General features: G+C 52.1%; 14 protein-coding genes and 1 pseudogene. 5 read left to right on the top strand and 10 right to left on the bottom strand.

The window, feature by feature from the left end:
- Positions 1-213 precede the first annotated feature (213 nt).
- The gene (locus KSX81_RS04345; RefSeq protein WP_005944281.1) at positions 214-1,071 is read right to left on the bottom strand and encodes a GNAT family N-acetyltransferase; all 858 of its coding nucleotides are present in this window, start codon (positions 1,069-1,071) and stop codon (positions 214-216) included.
- An 11-nt stretch (positions 1,072-1,082) separates the two neighbouring features.
- On the bottom strand, positions 1,083-1,460 hold the full coding sequence (locus KSX81_RS04340) for a nuclear transport factor 2 family protein (protein WP_005944282.1): 378 nt from the start codon (positions 1,458-1,460) through the stop codon (positions 1,083-1,085).
- A 118-nt stretch (positions 1,461-1,578) separates the two neighbouring features.
- Between KSX81_RS04340 and KSX81_RS04335 the strand changes: the two are divergent.
- Positions 1,579-1,858: pseudogene (locus KSX81_RS04335) on the top strand (DUF418 domain-containing protein); the annotation flags it as partial.
- Between the two features lie 186 nt (positions 1,859-2,044).
- Here the strand turns inward: KSX81_RS04335 and KSX81_RS04330 are convergent.
- The 6 genes from KSX81_RS04330 to KSX81_RS04305 form a co-directional block, all read right to left on the bottom strand.
- Entirely contained in the window at positions 2,045-7,888 is a 5,844-nt protein-coding gene (locus KSX81_RS04330; protein WP_015532455.1) for an N-6 DNA methylase, read from the bottom strand.
- Entirely contained in the window at positions 7,878-8,330 is a 453-nt protein-coding gene (locus KSX81_RS04325; RefSeq protein ID WP_005944286.1) for a DUF1896 domain-containing protein, read from the bottom strand. Before KSX81_RS04325 ends, KSX81_RS04330 begins: the two co-directional genes overlap by 11 nt.
- Before the next feature lie 163 nt (positions 8,331-8,493).
- Positions 8,494-10,584, bottom strand: a complete 2,091-nt coding sequence (locus KSX81_RS04320) for a type IA DNA topoisomerase (RefSeq protein WP_005944290.1) — start codon at positions 10,582-10,584, stop codon at positions 8,494-8,496.
- 59 nt (positions 10,585-10,643) lie between these two features.
- Entirely contained in the window at positions 10,644-12,233 is a 1,590-nt protein-coding gene (locus KSX81_RS04315) for a DUF4099 domain-containing protein (RefSeq protein WP_005944293.1), read from the bottom strand.
- A 19-nt stretch (positions 12,234-12,252) separates the two neighbouring features.
- Complete coding sequence (locus tag KSX81_RS04310) at positions 12,253-12,603, bottom strand: helix-turn-helix domain-containing protein (RefSeq protein WP_009016627.1); 351 nt, start codon at positions 12,601-12,603, stop codon at positions 12,253-12,255.
- 3 nt (positions 12,604-12,606) lie between these two features.
- Positions 12,607-12,963 carry a helix-turn-helix domain-containing protein gene (locus tag KSX81_RS04305; protein ID WP_015532456.1) on the bottom strand — a complete coding sequence of 119 codons (357 nt, stop codon included), beginning with the start codon at positions 12,961-12,963 and terminating at the stop codon, positions 12,607-12,609.
- 208 nt (positions 12,964-13,171) lie between these two features.
- Between KSX81_RS04305 and KSX81_RS04300 the strand changes: the two genes are divergently transcribed.
- Entirely contained in the window at positions 13,172-13,465 is a 294-nt protein-coding gene (locus tag KSX81_RS04300; RefSeq protein WP_015532457.1) for a helix-turn-helix domain-containing protein, read from the top strand.
- A gap of 34 nt (positions 13,466-13,499) precedes the next feature.
- A complete protein-coding gene (locus KSX81_RS04295) occupies positions 13,500-13,805 on the top strand; it encodes a helix-turn-helix domain-containing protein (protein WP_025066921.1) in 306 nt (101 codons plus the stop codon).
- A 77-nt stretch (positions 13,806-13,882) separates the two neighbouring features.
- Here KSX81_RS04295 and KSX81_RS04290 read toward each other — a convergent pair whose 3' ends face one another.
- Both KSX81_RS04290 and KSX81_RS04285 read right to left on the bottom strand, forming a co-directional pair.
- Positions 13,883-14,245, bottom strand: coding sequence for a hypothetical protein (locus KSX81_RS04290; protein ID WP_005944300.1), 363 nt, complete (start codon positions 14,243-14,245; stop codon positions 13,883-13,885).
- 12 nt (positions 14,246-14,257) lie between these two features.
- Positions 14,258-15,493 (bottom strand): site-specific integrase, encoded by a 1,236-nt coding sequence (locus KSX81_RS04285; RefSeq protein ID WP_015532459.1) that lies wholly within the window; start codon positions 15,491-15,493, stop codon positions 14,258-14,260.
- Positions 15,494-15,917: 424 nt separating this feature from the next.
- Between KSX81_RS04285 and truA the strand changes: the two genes are divergently transcribed.
- Together truA and KSX81_RS04275 are read left to right on the top strand one after the other, a co-directional pair.
- The gene (gene truA / locus KSX81_RS04280; RefSeq protein WP_004320895.1) at positions 15,918-16,721 is read left to right on the top strand and encodes a tRNA pseudouridine(38-40) synthase TruA; all 804 of its coding nucleotides are present in this window, start codon (positions 15,918-15,920) and stop codon (positions 16,719-16,721) included.
- Positions 16,722-16,750: 29 nt separating this feature from the next.
- Positions 16,751-17,653 carry a DMT family transporter gene (locus KSX81_RS04275; protein WP_004301754.1) on the top strand — a complete coding sequence of 301 codons (903 nt, stop codon included), beginning with the start codon at positions 16,751-16,753 and terminating at the stop codon, positions 17,651-17,653.
- The last annotated feature ends 16 nt before the right edge of the window (positions 17,654-17,669 follow it).

The raw sequence follows: 17,669 nt of genomic DNA, 5'->3' as shown, positions 1-17,669 counted from the left end.
GCACCTTTTAATACCTCCTCGTAGCATGTAGAAAACTACAGGATTCTTAACTCGTATTAATATGTATATTATTACTGCCGCATAATTGAACGCAAATTTACGAAAAAAAAGTTCCCTGACAAAAGCACAAAGAACTTTTTTAATCTATACGTATTTTTATTTGGTATTATTAATTTGTTATTTGATGATGAGGGCTATTCATATAAATGTAGGTTAAATTTTTCTGACCATTTCAAACTGTTGTCCTTTTGGGGTAAGTCCTAATGATGACAAGAAACCAGTGACTGATTCACAATCGCAATCAACATTAGTAAATTTGAGTACATCGCTTTGAAAATGACTGACAGCACTTTTAAGCAAAGACTTGCCTATTCCTTTACGCCGGTAATCTTTTGCAACTGCGAGGGATGAAATATCGCCAGATGCCGGTTCAAAGATAACAAATCCGACAAGTTCTTCTCTTTCATAAGCTCCCAATATGTCCAAATTGTCGATTCCGCGTTCCAGTGAAGCCCTGTCATTTTGCCATGAAGGATGAAAATCGAACCAGGCCGTTTGGTTAAGGCAGTTTTTTAAATCCGATGGGAGTATGCGACATGCGGTATGGTTTACTTGCAATACAGGAACAATATCGCTCAGTTTGGCAGAGTAGTAGTTGAAATTTCTCTGTGTTTCAAAGCCTAATTTGCGATATATTTTTATTGCTTTGTGATTGTGTTGCAAAACTTCCAGTACATATTGCCGAACTCCTTGTTGACATATCAATTCGAGGCTGAAAGTGAATATTTTTTGGGTTAGGTGTAATCCCCGGAATGAAGGTACGGTTCCCGTCCCTGTGTCATAGGCAGTCAAGATGTTGTTGTACATGCCTGTTCCGTTAAGCACAAAAGAAATCAGCCGTCCTTCGAAAAATACTCCGAAAGATAGTTGTGGATTGTATCCTCGTCGGTCGAGCATGCGTCGCAATTCATCCGCATTCAAAGAGAAATCATAATCTTTGAATGCAGATGAGAATGCCGCATACAAATCTTTGAAAGAAACGGACTCTAAAGAATGAATGATGATTCCCATATCGGACGGTGTTATGTGTTTGGATTTTCATCACTATTCTCTACGGGTAAACCGTGCTGTTTGAGAAAGCTGAGCTTATCCCAATAACCTCTTTGGAAAACTATTTTATCGTTTTGCACATGAAAGAATCCGCATCCTCGCAACCCGAGCGGATCTTTCCATTCCATGATAGCCCATTCTCCATCCTCGAATATATGCTCAACAATACAAACCATTTTTGAGGTTGCAAATTCATTTACAAACATTTCATGGATAGCTGTTTTTCCTATAACTGGGGTGTTTGCGACTTGATGGTTTATGGCATCCTGAGCGTATAAGTTTGCCAAAGCGACTGCATCGGCGGCGTTGAAGCAGTCAATCCATTTTTGTAGTATCTCTTTTGGCGTCATATTTTTCGTATCTTTTATTCTTTAATATTTAATTGTTGCTTTTTCCTCTATAAGTTAGAATTAGACATTTTTTCTAATTCCTTTTGGAAGGATCATCAAAAACAAAATTAGTATTTTTTTCTGTTTTACTGATGATTCTGTAGAAATATTCTCGTTCATATTATTGTGTCATAAGGAATGTGTCAAATAAAGCGGTTTCCACATTACAGCTTTATGGTAAAATGAGTTTAACCAACTACATAACGCAATCTGTTGTCGGTGCTGTTATCTATTTCCCATTCGTATTCTATTTAGCCCCTTATTGTGGGTATGCAGCAAGTTATCTTATCGAATTCATTCTCTTTGGGAGTCAAATATGGTTGTGCAAATGGTGGCTGACAAAACATAAACAAGGTTAGTTGGAATGTTTTTGGTATAATGTTTATAAACATAAATCAAGAAAGAGCAAATAAATTTAATAGAGGCTGCCCAAAAAGAAAGAAAGTCTTGCAATCACTCTCCTACAGATACTTGCAGAGGGGATATGATTTACTTTTAGACCTTTTGGATAGCCCCTATTAATATTTTATATAAAATTCCTAATTTTAAATTTTTATCCCTTTCGATCGGTTTTTATTCTTTAACTGAAAACCCGGTCGTCCGATGATGACATGGTCGCCAATGATGTTGCCCGTTGGATTTCGCTCATTCACCGGGCTGCGTATCTGCGGTGCATCATCAGTTTGTTGTGGCGATATGCTCCGTACACCTTCCGAAACAGGCTTGACCTCCTGTCCATCCTTTTCTTTTTCGTCGGCTTCCTGCGTAGGCGGCGCAAGTTCCAGCTGTATCTTTCGGTCAAGTGCGGCAAGTTCGGACTTAAGCTGTTTCAGTTCGTCCTCCTTTTTCCATACCTTGCCCGCTATCTCCTGCAACTGCGGAACTTCCTTTTCCAGCACCTCGTTCTTTCCCTTGTACTGGTCGATTATGGACGGAATCCGCTCCAATGCGTTCAGGAAATTACGTGCGGCGGCTACCGAATCAGCCATCGCCAGATGCCCGTTGTTGTAGGTGTACTTGTAGTTTCCCTCCACCACGAAGCGGTTATCGGTAAACTCCAGCCCCTCTTTGAGTATCCTCTCGCTTACCACCTTTATCGGAAAGCCGTAAAGTTCCCCGACAGGCTTGTACAGCCCGCCCGTAGTGGCGTTCTTGGCTATCTCCTGCAAACGCTTTCCGATAACCTTTTCATCGGTAGAATCCACGCCGTCCACCTTGACCGCATTCAGGCGGTTGCCCTCCTTGTCCGTCTGCACAACGGAAAGAAAGCGGTTCCAATCTTCCGTCATGGCTTCGATGACAGCCGTGTTGTTACGCAGTTCCCCCGTCTTGGCTTCCAGCTTGAACTCCGAATCGCGCTTGCCCTTGTTGAACGACTTGCGTTCCCCTTCAAGCGATGCGATACGCTTCTCCAGTTTCGCCTTGTCCAAAAGGTCGGTATTGCCGGAGAGCAACGCCATGTACTCCGAGAAATTCATGCCCGATTTCTCGTCCATCGCCCCCTCGTCGATGGTACGCGCGCCCATCGCCCCGCTTTTAAGCTGCGAGATGAACGTCTGCTTGCAGTGCAGCAGGTTGAACTTGTAGCTGTCCAGCGACTTTTCCACCGCGTAGATGATGACATCCACATTGTTCCCGGCAAAATGCTTGGCAATCTCGTTGCCTGCCCTGACTCCCCGTCCGTCACGCTGTTGCAGGTCGGACGGTCGCCAAGGCGTATCCAAATGATGGATGGCGACACACCTTTTTTGCGCATTCACGCCCGTTCCGAGCATGGAGGTGGAACCGAACAGCACGCGCACCGTTCCGGCGTTCATGGCGTCTATCACCGCCTTGCGCGCCTTGTCGGTCTTGCACTCCTGAATGAAGCGCACCTCGCTTGCCGGTATGCCGTAGTCCTCCGTCAGCTTCCGCTTTATCTCACTGTACACGTTCCACCCGTCGCCCGGCTGGTACGTCCCCAGATCCGAGAACACGAACTGCGTGCCTTTCTGCGCGTCGTATTTATGGTAATACTCCGCAATCGTCTTGGCACAGTGGGAAGCCTTGTTGTCGGGGTGGTCTTCGTAGTTCGGGTCTATCATGCGCATATCGAGAGCCATCTTCCGTGCGTAATCGGTGGCGATCAGCATCTTTGCCTTCTCTTCCGTTTCCGACAGGGGCGGTCTACCGAGCAGCGTGGCGTCGCCCGTCTTGGCGAACTGCATCAGTTTTTGAATGAAGTCCTCCTGCTCCGGCGTGGGCGGTATATGGTGCAGTATCTCGTTCTTGTGCGGACGATCCACACCCACATCCTCTGCCGTGCGGTAGTCGGTTATCTCGTTGTAGAAGGCGGCAAGCTCCGGCACTTTGATGAAGTAGCGGAAACGCTCCTTCTGCACCACGTTGTTCGTCACGTTGAACTCGAAATCGGTCGTCTTCTTGGCGAAGATAGCCGCCCATGCGTCAAAGCACCGGATATCCTGCCGTTCCAGTTCCTTCGGGCGCAGGTACTTGAAGAGCAGGTACAGTTCCGTCAGCGAGTTGCTGATGGTCGTGCCGGATAGGAACGTCGCCCCCAAGTCCTTACCCGTGCGCTCTTGTATGGTGCGGATGGCAAAAAGCATATTCAGGGCTTTCTGGCTTCCTTCCGAGTTGCCCAAACCAGCCACACGGTCATGCCGCGTGTTGAAAGTCAAGTTCTTAAATTGATGCGATTCGTCAATAAAAATATGGTCGATGCCCATCTGCTTGAAGTCCACCACGTCGTCCGTGCGCGACTTGATGGCGTGTTCCACCTTCTCCAGCTTCGCTTCAAGGTTGTGCTTGCGCTTTTCCAGACCTTTCAGCATCGCCCTCGATACGTTCTTGCCCTGCTGCCGCAAGACTTCGAGGTTTTCCTCCACCGTGTCAAGCTCCGCTTGCAGGATGCGCTGCTGCAACTCCGGCGACTGCGGAATCTTGCCGAACTGGTCGTGCGACATGATGACGCAATCATAGTCGTTGTTCTTGATGTTGTTGAAGAAACGCACGCGGTTGGCGGTCGAAAAGTCCTTCTCCGAGGCATAGAGAATCCGCGCGTTCGGGTATGCCGCCTGATAGGTGGCGGCAATCTCCGCGACATTGGCTTTCAGCCCGATAATCATCGGTTTGTGCGCCAAGTTCAGACGCTTCATCTCATGCGCTGCAATGCACATTATCAGCGTCTTGCCTGTACCGACTTCGTGGTCGCAGATGCCACCGCCGTTCTGTTTGAGCATCCAGACGCAATCCATCTGCGACGGATAGACGCTCTTGATACCCCTGCTTGCCAGCCCTTTGAGGTTGAGGTCCGGAAAGGTCTGGTGTGAGCCGTCATATTTCGGGCGCACGAAACAGTTGAACTTGCGGTTGTACATCGTCGTCAGCCGTTCCTTGAACTGCGGCGACTGCTCTTCCAGCCATTCCGAGAACCCGTTACGGATTTCGTCAATCTTGGCGTTGGCGAGCTGTATGCCCTCGCTGTCGCGTACCTTGATGTCGTTTCCGTGTTCATCCTTTCCTATGGACTTCATCATATCCGGGCAGGTGTTATGCAGGGCGTGTTTCAACAGGTGCATGCCGTCATAGTTCCGGTAATAGCCCTTCACTAAAAACTCGTCCGTGATTTTCATGGTGCGGTAGCCGCACGCCACCGAAAATTCGTCCATGCTTGCGGAGTAGGCGATTTTCACGTCCGTGTCAAAAAGACGGCTCATGTAGGCGGCATATACGCCCGTCGGAATCCAGCGTTCCCCGAAATTGAAGTCGAGGTCTTCAAAAGCGATGCGCGGCGGCTCGGCTTCTTTCAGAGCCTCCAACGCCTGCTTCACTTCCGGCATACGCCCGTTTTCGGGGTTGTCGCCCATCCATGCCTCGATGCGTTCCGCCTTCTCTATCACGTTCCCGGCGATGAACCTGTCCTTTATCTCGTAACCGGTTACGAGCGGGTTGTAGAAGATGCGTCCTTTGAGGGCGTCAAGCAATCCCTCCTCCGTACTGTCGGTTATCTCCCGCATATAGTCGAGATTGACCGTGCCGAACTTGTTGAGCGATGCGGAGAGTGCCTCTTCGGGAGAGCTTACGTTGGCATGGCTCTCTACCGAGAAGGAAACGGGACGCTCGAAAATGTCCGCCTTGACGAACCTGCCGTCCTCCGCACGTTCCAGCGAAAGGATGTCGCGTCCTCCTGCATCCATCACCACCAGTTTCACGTTCTGCTTGGCGTTGAGGTTGCCGTAGCGCATGACAAACTCGTCATAGCAGGTGTTCAGATGCTCACGCCACTGCGGGTTTTCCTCGCGCCTGTTCGATTCATAACGGTACAGACGCTCGTATGCGTCACGGAGCGACACATACAGCAACGCCTTCTCTTTCTGATAGCCTGTCAGTCCAAGCGGCTGGAATGTCGCGCCGTAAGGCGTGATGTCTTTCAGATAACCGATGTTACGACGCCCACTGTCAGCCACTAACGAGCCTTCACGCAAGTGCATTTCCGGCGTGCGGTGGTAGGGACGCGGCGACAGGTCGGGAGCTTCCTCTTTCGGTTTTTCCGCTTCCATTTCGGGAAAAAGGGAGGTTGCAGCCGCTTCCGTTGCGGGAGCGACAGGAATGGCGGCAACTTCCGGCTGTGTTTCGGGTTGCCGTGTTTCCTGCTCCGGCGCGGCTTTCACGTCCGGGACATGCTGCCGTTTCTCCTGATGCTGTGCCGCCAGCCTGCGAAGTTCCTTGCGTCGCTCCGGCGTGAGGTCCATCATCATTTCATAGAAGCCGTTGATGGGCGGATTGGTGTCCCAATCCAAAGTAGCGTAAATATCATCCGGATCGGCTTTGGCTGCGACACTCACCGGCTTTGTTTCATGGCTGTCCCTGCTTTCCGTCGGCGGTGCGGCAGACGGCTGTGGCGGTGCGGTCGTAACCTTCGGCGTAACCTGCGCCTGCGGTTTGGGAGGCATGCGCCTTGCCGGGCTTTCCTTTTTCGCCGTCTTTTTCTTCTTGGCGGGTGCTTCCTGCTTGCGTACTTCCTCCGTCATGCCCCAGAGGTCGAGCAGGGAGAGCTGCACGCCCTCCGAATAATCGGGGCGGCGCGGCTCTATCTCCGACTTTTCTTCCTCCGGCTGCGGTGTTGCCGCTTCGGGCTTCACTGCCATTTCATGACGTGGCTGTATCTCAGGAGTGACAACCGGTGTGGAAATGGTTTCTGTCACCGTGCTTTTCCCCTGTGCCGGATGCAGGCTGTGCATTTCATACAGCTTTTTGTCCAACTTATACAGCTCAATATCCATATGTTCCCGCAAATCCTCCGCCATTTGCTCGATGCCGTCCCGGTGCATGACTTTATAGGCTGGTTTCCCGTAAGGGTCTGTGCCGCTTATCAGATCCGAGTGGGGAATCATGCCGATGCTGCCGACATACCCGTTCTGGAAACTACCTATCGGTGTCTTTTCCGTCTGCACGAACAACTCTTCATAATCGTACAGCTCCCGTTTCTTGCCGCTGTTCTTTTGCAGGATAATCAGGTCGCTACCCACTTCCGTACCCGCGTTGTCCGTGAAGAGGTTGTTCGGCAGGCGTGCGACTCCCACCAGATTGGCATTACGCATCATATACTCGCGTATGGGCGCGTTGGACGGTGCGTCCAGTACCCCTTGAGAGGTGATGAACGCCACGATGCCGCCCTCACGCACCGCGTCAAGGCTTTTCAGGAAGAAGTAGTTGTGTATTGCCTTCGGTGCGGAACGCCTTGCCGGGTCTTGGCTGCCCGTGAACTCCGGGTCGAACACAGCCACGTCGCCGAACGGGATGTTCGAGATAGCAAGGTCGAAATAGTCCGTGAATGGCTTCTCTATCTTCTCGAATCCCTGCACCCTTACCTTTTGGTCTGGATGCAGGTATCCCAATATTTTGCCCGTCATCAGGTCTTTCTCGAAAGCCATGATATCCGCGTCCGGCTTGTTTTCCAGCACGGCATCCACGAATGCGCCCACGCCCGCCGACGGCTCCAATACGCGATCGGGACGTATGCCGTGTTCATGCAGTACATCCGCGATAGTGCCGGTTATCTCCGGCGGGGTGTAGAAAGCGGTCAGCACGGACTGCTTCATGGCATCCACGTACCGCTTGTACTCCGTATCGTCCTTGCTGTTTTCACGCACCAGCCTGTGCAGCTCCACCGTAGGGGCAAACAGTTCGAGGTCCGATTTCGCCCAATGCACGGCATCCGTCAGTTCCTTTGCCGGGTTCAGTATGCACTTCAATCCGCCGAAACCGCAATACTTCCGAAGTATGGCTTGTTCCTCGGCGGTTGCCGTCCTCCGTTCCCTGTCAAGGATGAATGCCGTCCGTATCGCCTCGATGTTGTCCCGCAGCCGTTGTTTGCGGTTAAACGCCATACTCGTCGATATAAAGGACGGCGGCTCCCGTCAGCTCCGTGTAGAGCAGGTCGTATTCGGGCGACAGGGCGAAGTTGTCGTCCGAAAGGTCATAGGCGGAGAATACATTACCGACAGGCGGCAGCAGCTTTCGGATGAAGGCTTCGCGTTTCTTTTCCGGCACTTCGTTGGCAAACTCGTTTTCCACGACTTCGCGGAGGATGGCGTACTTGGAATAGCGAAGCCCCCGCAGGAGCGTGTCCATCGCCAACTCCTGCGCCCCTTCGGGCGGATAGCCTTCGAGCCGCACACGCTCATACGTTTCGGCGGCACGGTCGGCACGCTCCCGGATGAAGGCATCATCGGAAGCCTGTTCAAACCTGTTCGTGCGGAGGTAGTCCAGCAGGTACAGACCGTAATAGGAAAAGTCGGTCTGACCCTCGTTTTTCTTCTTGTTGTTCATTACTTTGGAATTTAGTGGATTGGTAATGACGTGGATAATCGTCTGGAAAGGAGAAAGAAAAGGCACTCGGTATCCCTCCGAGTGCCACCACTAAATCCAAAGTATGAGTGTAATCCGGTATCGAAGAACAATTCATTACTCTGAACCAGTGGCAAAGGTAATACTATTTCTTCCGTCCTGAAAATTTCCTGCTCGTTTTCCTTTCGGGGAACACGAAAGTCGTGTTATAGTCCCCGTCAAAGGCGACTATGGCATCAAAGCTCTTGCCCTGTTTGCTTTTGAAGCCTTTGAGCAGCTTCGTATGCCCGTCGGTGAGCAGCTCTTTGATCTCGTCGTCGGAAAGGGTGCGGTTCGCCTTCAGGCGGAACACGGGCAGCCCGCACTCCGCGTTGTCGCAGCGTACCACCTTGCCGTAGAACTGCATGCTGCCCGTCCCGCACTTGGGACACTTGCAGCCGGAATCCCTGCGGGAGAACAGTTTGTCGCACGAGAGCAGTTCGGAGGTGATTTCACGTGTGTACGCCTCTATCTCCCTGCGGAAGGTGTCAGCGGGCAGTTCCCCGCGCTCGATGCGTGCCAGATTCTTCTCCCATTCGCCCGTCATGGCTACGTCGGCGATGCGCATCGTCTTCACGACCGAGTAGAGGGCAAGCCCTTTTTCTGTCGGCACAAGCGATTTCTTGCAGCGTTCCATGTAGCCGCGTTTGAAGAGCGTTTCGATAATCGCCGCACGGGTGGCGGGCGTGCCGATGCCGCAGTCCTTCAACGCCTGACGCAATGCGTCGTCCTCTATGTCCTTGCCCGCCGTTTCCATTGCCGACAACAGTGTCGCTTCGGTATGCAGCGGTTTGGGTTTGGTCTTGCCCTCCGTGATGGAGCAGCCTTTCAGCGTCAGCGTGTCGCCTTCCCGCCAATCGGGGATGGCGGTTTCTTCCTTGTCCTCCCCGCCATAGACGGCACGCCATCCGGCTTGCCTGATGATGCTGCCTTTCACCGTGAACTCCACTCCGGCACATTCCGCCGTGACGGTGGCGGTGTCCTTGACGCATTTCTCGGAGAAAGCCTCAATCATGCGCCCGGCAACCATCTGATAAATGGTGCTGTCCTCTTTGGAGAGGAACAGCGGCTTCTCGCCAGTGACGAGCAGGGCGTGGTGGTCCGTCACCTTGCCGCCGTCCACACTGCGGCGTGTCGGCTGCGCTTTCGGCTGCACCTTGCCTTTCCATTCGGGCAAAGCCCCGATGAAGGCGAGCAGCTTGGGGATTTCAGCGAACATGTCTTCGGGTATGTAGCGGCTTCCGGTTCGCGGATAGGTGATGAGCTTCTTCTCATAGAGCTTCTGCGCGATTTCAAGCGTCTGTTCCGCCGTGAAGCCGTGCTTGGCGTTGGCTTCCTTCTGGAGCGTCGTCAGGTCGTACAGGAGCGGTGTTTCCTCCGTCTTCTCCTTGCGTTCGGCTTTCGTGACGGTGGCTGTGCCTGCCGACTTCACCTTATCATACAGTTCCGTCGCAGGCTCTTTCTCTTTCCACTTTTCGGAAGAGGAAAACTTCACTGTTCCTTCGTCGCAGCCGTCCGTTGCGATATGGAGCTGCCAAAAGGCTTCGGGTGTGAAGCGGCGGTTCTCCCAATAGCGTGCGCACACCATTGCCAATGTAGGTGTCTGCACCCGTCCGATGGAATATGTGCCGTGTCCGGCGGCGATGGAGAGTGCCTGCGTGCCGTTGATGCCCACGAGCCAGTCTGATTCGCTCCGCGCTTTGGCGGCAAGATAGAGATTGTCGTATTTGCCGCCCGCTTCGAGGTTGCGCAGCCCCTCGCGGATAGCCTTGTCGGTAAGCGAGCTTATCCAAAGGCGCACAAACGGGGTGGTGCATCCGATATAATGGTAGAGGTATCGGAAGATAAGCTCACCCTCACGCCCTGCATCGGTCGCCACGATGATTTGTTCGCTCCTGTTGAACAGGGTGGCGATAACCTTTATCTGCGCCGCCACACCGCTGTCAGGCTTGTAACCCTTCTCCGTCTTGGTCTGGCGGGGGACGAGCGTGAAGGTGTCGGGGATGACGGGCAGGTTGTCACGGACGAAGCCGCGTATGCCGTAGCCGTCGGGCATGGCAAGCTGCACGAGGTGTCCGAACGCCCATGTCACGGCGTAGCCGCCTCCCTCGAAATATCCTTCCTCTCTCTTTGTCGCGCCCACGATACGGGCGATCTCACGTGCCACAGACGGCTTTTCTGCAATGATTGTCTTCATATTCTTCTGTCGTTTTGAATTTTACAAATGGTACTTCGGATTTAGTGGCGGACACCGGATTACATCTTCATGCCCTTATTGTTTCTTTTCTGCGGCTTCTCCTGCTGCTGTTGCTGTGCGGTGTCCTTCGGGGCGGTCTGTCCCTTCCGCAACGGTTCTTTCAGGTTCTTGGTAGCCTCGTTGGTCTTGCCCTCGCTGTTCACCGCCACCTGCGTGCGGCTCTCGTTGGACGGGGCGACCTTCTGAGCGTTGTCGGGGTTGGTGTCGTAGCGGTACGGGCGTCCCTTCTCCGGATTGAACTTGATGTACATCGTGGCGTGGAAGCCTTGCTTGTCGGTCACGTTCTCTAATTTCACGGCTTTGCCAGCCACGTAGTCGGCTTTCTGCTGCTCGGTGAAGTCCACGCCGCTCCATTTGCTGATGGGTCGGATGCTGCCGTCGGCGTTAGTCCACGTGTTGCGGCGTTGCTCCTTCTGCGTGTTGGCGGCATTCTCCGTACCCTGCGCCTGTCCCTGTGCGGGGTTGTTCTTCGTTTCCTGCGTCTGGACGGCACGGGGCGACCTGCCGGTTCCCGGCACGAACTCCACGCCGCGCTGCTCCACGTTCACTTGCAGGGTGGTGACGAACTTCCTGCCGTCCTTGCGCTCGATGAGCTTGTCACGCACGGGCAGCCCGGCACGCAGCATGTCCTGCTCCTGCTTGGTGATTTCCGTCTTGCCGATGCGCTCCGGTATGCGCACCTTGTTTGCCGGGACATCCGTGATTTCGTTCGTCTTGCGGTCGATGCTGACGAACGAGGGGATGATCTCGCCCGTTCCCCTGTCCACGAGGTCCACGACCCTGCCGAGGTTGCCCGTTTCGCGCAGGTTCTTCCGGTCATCGTCGGAGAACTTGTGTTCCTTATACTCGTCGAGCTTCTGCTCCTTGCGGATGAAGTGCGGCACAAGGCTGACATTGCCCTCGCCGTCCTTCTTGAAGGAGAGGCGGGCGTCCAGTTCGAAAGCCTCTCCGCCGAAATTGGGCGACACCCTCACCAAGTCGGACTTGCCGTAGTTGAGCATCCTGTTAAGATCGCCCGACTTTTCAAGGTCGTCGCGCTTCACGCCCCATTTCTCCTCCAACTCCTGCCAGTTGATCTTGCTCTCGTCGATGGGCTGGTAGCCCCGGTTGCCCTGCGTCTGTTGCGGGCTTTCCTGATTCTGTTCGTTTTTCTGTTCCATTTCTTCCTGTTTTTTAGGTTCGTCATCTTGTTTCTGTTCCGGTTGTTCCTGCTTTTCGGCGGACTGCTCCTCCTGTACTTTCTTTTCGTAGCCGGAGGTGTCCACCTTGTGGGGCGCAAGCATCTCCTTGTTGCCGTCGGGGTCTTTCAGCAAGTCCTTGATAACCTCCAGCAGTTTGTCGGCTTGGTCCGCCGCGACACGGTAGAAACCGAAGCGGCTGGGTTCCTTGCACTGGCGGAAGAAGTTCTTGAAGAAGTTGTCCAGCACGTCGCCGTGCCGGTCGAATTGCAGGAAGCTCTGCGAGTTCTCCGCTTTCGCGGGGATACGCTTGGGGGAGCCGTCGGCGTTCAGCCCGGCTACCACGCTGATTTCGCCCGTCTTCTCGTCACGGACAACCAGCACGTCCTTTTCGTCTTTTTTCTTTGCCATCTGAAAAATGTTTTAATGGTTATTTTTGAAAGAAATTATGGATACGAGCCTTGTAGAAGGCTATATCTTCCTTGCGGAAGTCCTTTACATGTTCGGAGAGGAACGTCAGCACGTCCGCCTCGCTGTAATAGGTCTTTTTGCCGAGCGTCTTGTAGGGCAATGCGCCGATGCTGCGGTAGCGTTGCAGGGTGCGCTTGCTGATCTGGAGCAGCATGCACAGGTCTTGGTTGTCGAAAAGCCTGATCCCGTCCATCGGGTTCGGGGCTTTGCCGGACGGCTGCATGGAGAGCAGCATCTCGTCCTGACGGTCGAGCCGTTCCATAACTTTCTGCATCCAGTTCTCGAAATTGTTGCGGGTAAGCAGTTCCATGTCCTACGTCCTCCTTCCTTTGGGTTTGCCGCCCGTGCGCAGCGTGTGGTTGCGTTTCATCTGTTCCGGGGTCGCGGCATCACCCGTAATGGTGCTGTCTTCGAGCAGGCGGTCGATTTCCGACTGCCGGTAGCGGCACTTGCCGCGCAGCACGACATAGGCGATGCGCTGTTCGCTGCGCATGCGCTGGAGGGTGCGGCAACTCACGTTCAGCAGGTGCGCCGCCTCGCGGGTGGTGAGCAGCCTGTCGGGGGATTCTTCCTTCCTCCCGCCGGAAACGGCACGCACGTGTGCCGCTATCTCGGCTATCTGTTCCGTCAATGCGGTGAAGGCGGAACTTTCCATCGTTATCACTTTCATATTCAGTCTTTTCTTTTGGTTTCTGCGGCAAAATTCGGCAATAAACCAAAGGGGCTTTAACAGCTCACTACGTGGCTCACGTAAGATTTTTATGGATAATGGCTCCGTAACCCGGACAGACGGCGCAACAAGCTGCCTTTTAGCGGGAAACGGTGCGTGTTCATGGCGGCTTCGTTACCTTTGCGGCAAACTCTGAAATGTTTTGCTTATGGAAATAGTATCTATCGAGAAAAAGACCTTCGAGATGATGGTGGTGTCCTTCAACGCCCTCGCGGAGAAGGTAGCCACCCTTAGGCGCAGGAGCGACGGCGGGCGGATGGAAAGGTGGCTCACGGGCGAGGAGGTCTGCGGGCAGTTGAGGATCAGCCCGCGCACGTTGCAGACCTTGCGCGACAGGCGGCTTATCGGCTACTCGCAGATTAACCGCAGGTTCTATTACAAGCCGGAGGAGGTCAAAAGGCTCATTCCGCTTGTCGGCACGCTCTATCCCGGCGGAAAATGATTTTTATTATTCACAACCCACTGAATCCGAAATGATGATGAACGAGAACAATGAAGTGTTTACGATGGAGGACGAGCCGCTTGCCACCCTTGTGCAGAACATGCGCAAAGGCTCGAAATGGCTCTCCGCCTTTCTGGAAAGTTACCGCCCGCCGTTGGACGGGGAGCGTTACCTGACGGACAGGGAGGTGGCGGAACTGCTCCGTGTCAGCCGCCGCACCTTGCAGGAGTACCGCAACAACAGGGTGTTGCCCTTTATCCTTTTGGGAGGGAAGGTGCTTTACCCTGAATCGGGGTTGCGTGAATTGTTGGAGGCGAACTATCGCAAGCCGATGGAATAAGGCGGCTGCATGAAAAAAGGAAACGGACAACTCCTTCACGGGGCTGTCCGTTTCCTTTTTCTTATTTATATGCGTTATCAGCAATACCCGGCTTTTCCGTTCTGTATGAACATCACGTATGCCTGCCGCTTTTCCTTCGAGAGTGCTTTCTCTACCAGCCACGTGCGGAACACATGCGCATGGTAGGTGTTCAGCCGGAAGGCGACGGGGATGATGATTTCAAGAGAGTAAACATCCGCGTGCAGCCCGTTTTCAAGCCGCATGTAGCGGCACACTTCGTAGTCGTTCAGCACGTCCGGCTTGCGGACGGCTCTGATGGCGGCGTTCACTGCCGGGACGCCCGTGTGGAACAGTCCGGCGATTTCTGTGGCGGTCATCCATATCTCGTTACCGTTTACGCTGATCGTGTTGTCCTCTATGATGATTATATCACGTTTCATGGCTTCTCTGTTTTAGATGGTGCAACCTGCAAATTCCTCGATGCCGTTCAACCTTGCCGCAAGGTTTTCCATGTCTTGGTTGAGCTTCTCTTTGGTGATTTTCGCGTATATCTGTGTCGTCTTTATGCTCTTGTGTCCCAGCATGGAACTCACCGTTTCGATGGGTACGCCGTTGGAGAGGAACACCGTCGTGGCTGCCGTGTGGCGGCTCTGATGCCACGTGATATGCTTGGTGATGCCGCAACGCTTGGCGACGGAACGGATTCCGGCAAGGCACGTGTTGTAGTGGGGAACGGGGAAAATCCTGCCGTTCCCGCACAGACCCCGGTATTTGTCGATGATGCGCTTTGCGATGTCGAGCAGGCGGATATTGGACACCACGCCCGTCTTCTGGCGGTTGATGTTTATCCACTCGTGTTCGTCGAAGTAGGTGTGGATGTTCTCTTCCGTCAGGTTGCGCATGTCGGCGAACGACAAGCCGGTGAAGGCGCAGAACAGGTAGAGGTCGCGGTAAAGCTCCTGCTTGGCGTTTTTCAGCCTGCCCTCCATCAGCAGCCGGATTTCCTCTTTCGTCAGGAAACTGCGCACAGTTTCCTCCTTCTTGATTTCGTACTCCCGGAACGGGTCGCGTGTGAGCCACTCGTTGTTGATAGCGATGAACACCATCGTCCGCAAAGGGCAGACATACAGCCACACGGTGTTGGTGCAGCAGTGCTTGTCCGTGCGCAGGAACATCTCGAAGTCGGAGATGAAGGCGGGCGTAAGCTCTTTCAGCGCGATGTCCTTCACGCGGTAGCGGATGGAGAGGAACTCTTGCAGGTGCTTGTAAACGGTCTTGTATTTCAAGAGTGTACCTTTGGCTTTCATGCCGGCCTCCACCTGTTTCTCGTAGTCCTCGTTGTGCTGGCGGAACACCTGCATCAGCGTGTGGTAGCGGTGTTCCAGTCCGAGAAAGGCGTTCTTGACCTTCTCTGCCGTGACAAAGTTGTCACGCTCCATGATTTCCTGATAATGTCTGTTGATGCGTACACGCATCTTGTCGAGCATGCGGTTCGTTTCGAGTGCCGCCGTGCTTCTGCCCGTGACACGTCCCCCTTTGGTGTCCCACAGCTTGGGATCGACGGTCAGTTTGCAGCTGAACTGCATCTGGGTGCCGTCCACCGTGATGCGTCCCATGACGGGTACTGTCCCGTCCTTTTTCACTACCTGACGCTTGAGGTAGTAGATTACTGAAAATGTACTCTTCATCGTCCTTAATTTTTTTAGGTTCAAAATTAGTTGGTGAAGAGTCCGTTGTCGGTACGCAAAACGGGGAGGAACGGCGCAATCTTTTTCCGTAACCGGATTTGTTGCGTGGGTTGTCAGTAACTCACTAATCCTTAACGCCTTGTTTCGCTATCCGTGTCCGTTTGTCGCCCTTTCGGGCATGGTTACGGACAAGTAACGTAGCGGCGTCCTGATTTGGCTTCAGCGGTGATTGCGATGGCTTCACGAATAATCGGAAGCACGACTGAAACCCTTGTAACTCAATTCTATCACTATTTCTTTCCGCATTTCACTTTTTTGTAGTAACTTTGTGAAGTAAATATACAGGTTTATGCGAATTATACAAAGATAAATGAGATAAAATGACTACTTTTGCGCGCGAAAACCCTAAAAAAGAGGAATTAGCGTGCAAAGGTATTTTATTTATTTGGCTTACGACGGAACCAACTATCACGGTTGGCAGATTCAACCGAATGGGATTAGTGTGCAGGAATGTCTGATGAAGGCATTGTCTACCTTTCTGCGTCGCGAAATTGAAGTAATAGGAGCAGGCCGGACGGATGCGGGAGTGCATGCCTCTCTGATGGTTGCTCATTTTGATTCCGATGAACTGTTGGATACTACTTCTGTTACTGATAAATTAAATCGTCTGCTACCTCCCGATATTTCCATTTATCGTGTTTGCCGGGTTCGGCCGGATACCCATGCCCGTTTTGATGCGACTGCGCGAACTTATAAATATTATGTGACGACATCGAAATATCCTTTTAACAGGCAATATCGCTGGCGTCTTTATAACCAGTTGAATTATGAACGCATGAACGAAGCAGCGCGTATCCTTTTCGAGTACAACGATTTTACGAGTTTCAGTAAACTTCATACGGATGTAAAGACCAATATTTGTCATATCACTCATGCAGAATGGACGCAGGAAGAAGATGCTACCTGGGTGTTTACCATTCGTGCCGACCGTTTCTTGCGGAATATGGTGCGAGCCATTGTAGGCACGCTCATTGAAGTGGGACGCGGGAAACTGACTGTTGAAGGTTTCCGGCGGATTATAGAACAGCAGGACCGTTGCAAAGCCGGGACATCTGCTCCGGGGCAAGCCCTGTTTCTGGTCAACGTGGAATACCCGGAAAGTATATTTGAATGTGATGACCAGCAATCATCTATAACTGGCGAACCGTCTGTCGCTGATAACTTATAATTGGTAATTAGTAAATAATAAATATTCTCATGTGGTTATTATTAGCATTCCTCTCGGCTACTTTGCTGGGCTTTTATGATGTATTCAAGAAGAAATCGTTGAAAGATAATGCAGTACTTCCTGTTTTGTTTCTAAATACATTCTTTTCCAGTCTCATCTTTCTACCGTTTATCCTGATATCCGTTTATCAACCGGACTTGTTGGGAGGAACAATATTCAATGTTCCCGTTGCTGGTTGGGAACAGCATAAATATATTATCATCAAGTCGTTCATCGTATTGTCTTCGTGGATATTCGGATATTTCGGAATGAAACATTTGCCCATAACCATTGTAGGACCTATCAATGCCACCCGTCCGGTGATGGTGCTCGTGGGAGCTATGCTGGTATTCGGTGAACGATTGAATCTCTATCAATGGATTGGTGTGATGCTGGCCATTGCCTCTTTCTTTATGTTGAGCCGTTCGGGAAAGAAAGAAGGAATTGATTTTAAGCATAACAAATGGATCTTTTTTATTGTACTGGCTGCCATTACAGGTGCTATCAGCGGATTGTATGACAAGTATCTGATGAAGTCTCTGAATCCGATGCTGGTACAATCCTGGTATAATGTTTATCAGGTGTTTATTATGTGTCCTATTCTGTTATTGCTTTGGTGGCCTAAAAGAAAGTCTACCACCCCGTTTCGCTGGGACTGGACGATTATCCTGATCTCCATTTTCCTTTCTGCTGCCGATTTTGTTTACTTTTACGCATTAAGTTACGACGATTCGATGATTTCTATTGTTTCGATGGTTCGTCGGGGAAGTGTGGTTGTTTCTTTCACTTTCGGTGCGCTTTTCTTCCGTGAAAAGAATTTAAAAAGCAAAGCGATTGACCTTATACTGGTGTTAATCGGAATGATATTCTTATATTTGGGGTCTAAAAGTTAAAACAGTTACACAAGAC

It is taken from the genome of Bacteroides sp. MSK.18.37, from assembly GCF_019129155.2.
Lineage (GTDB): Bacteria > Bacteroidota > Bacteroidia > Bacteroidales > Bacteroidaceae > Bacteroides > Bacteroides ovatus.
Note: the sequence above shows the minus strand (reverse complement) of the source record. Positions and strands in the feature narration are given on the sequence as shown.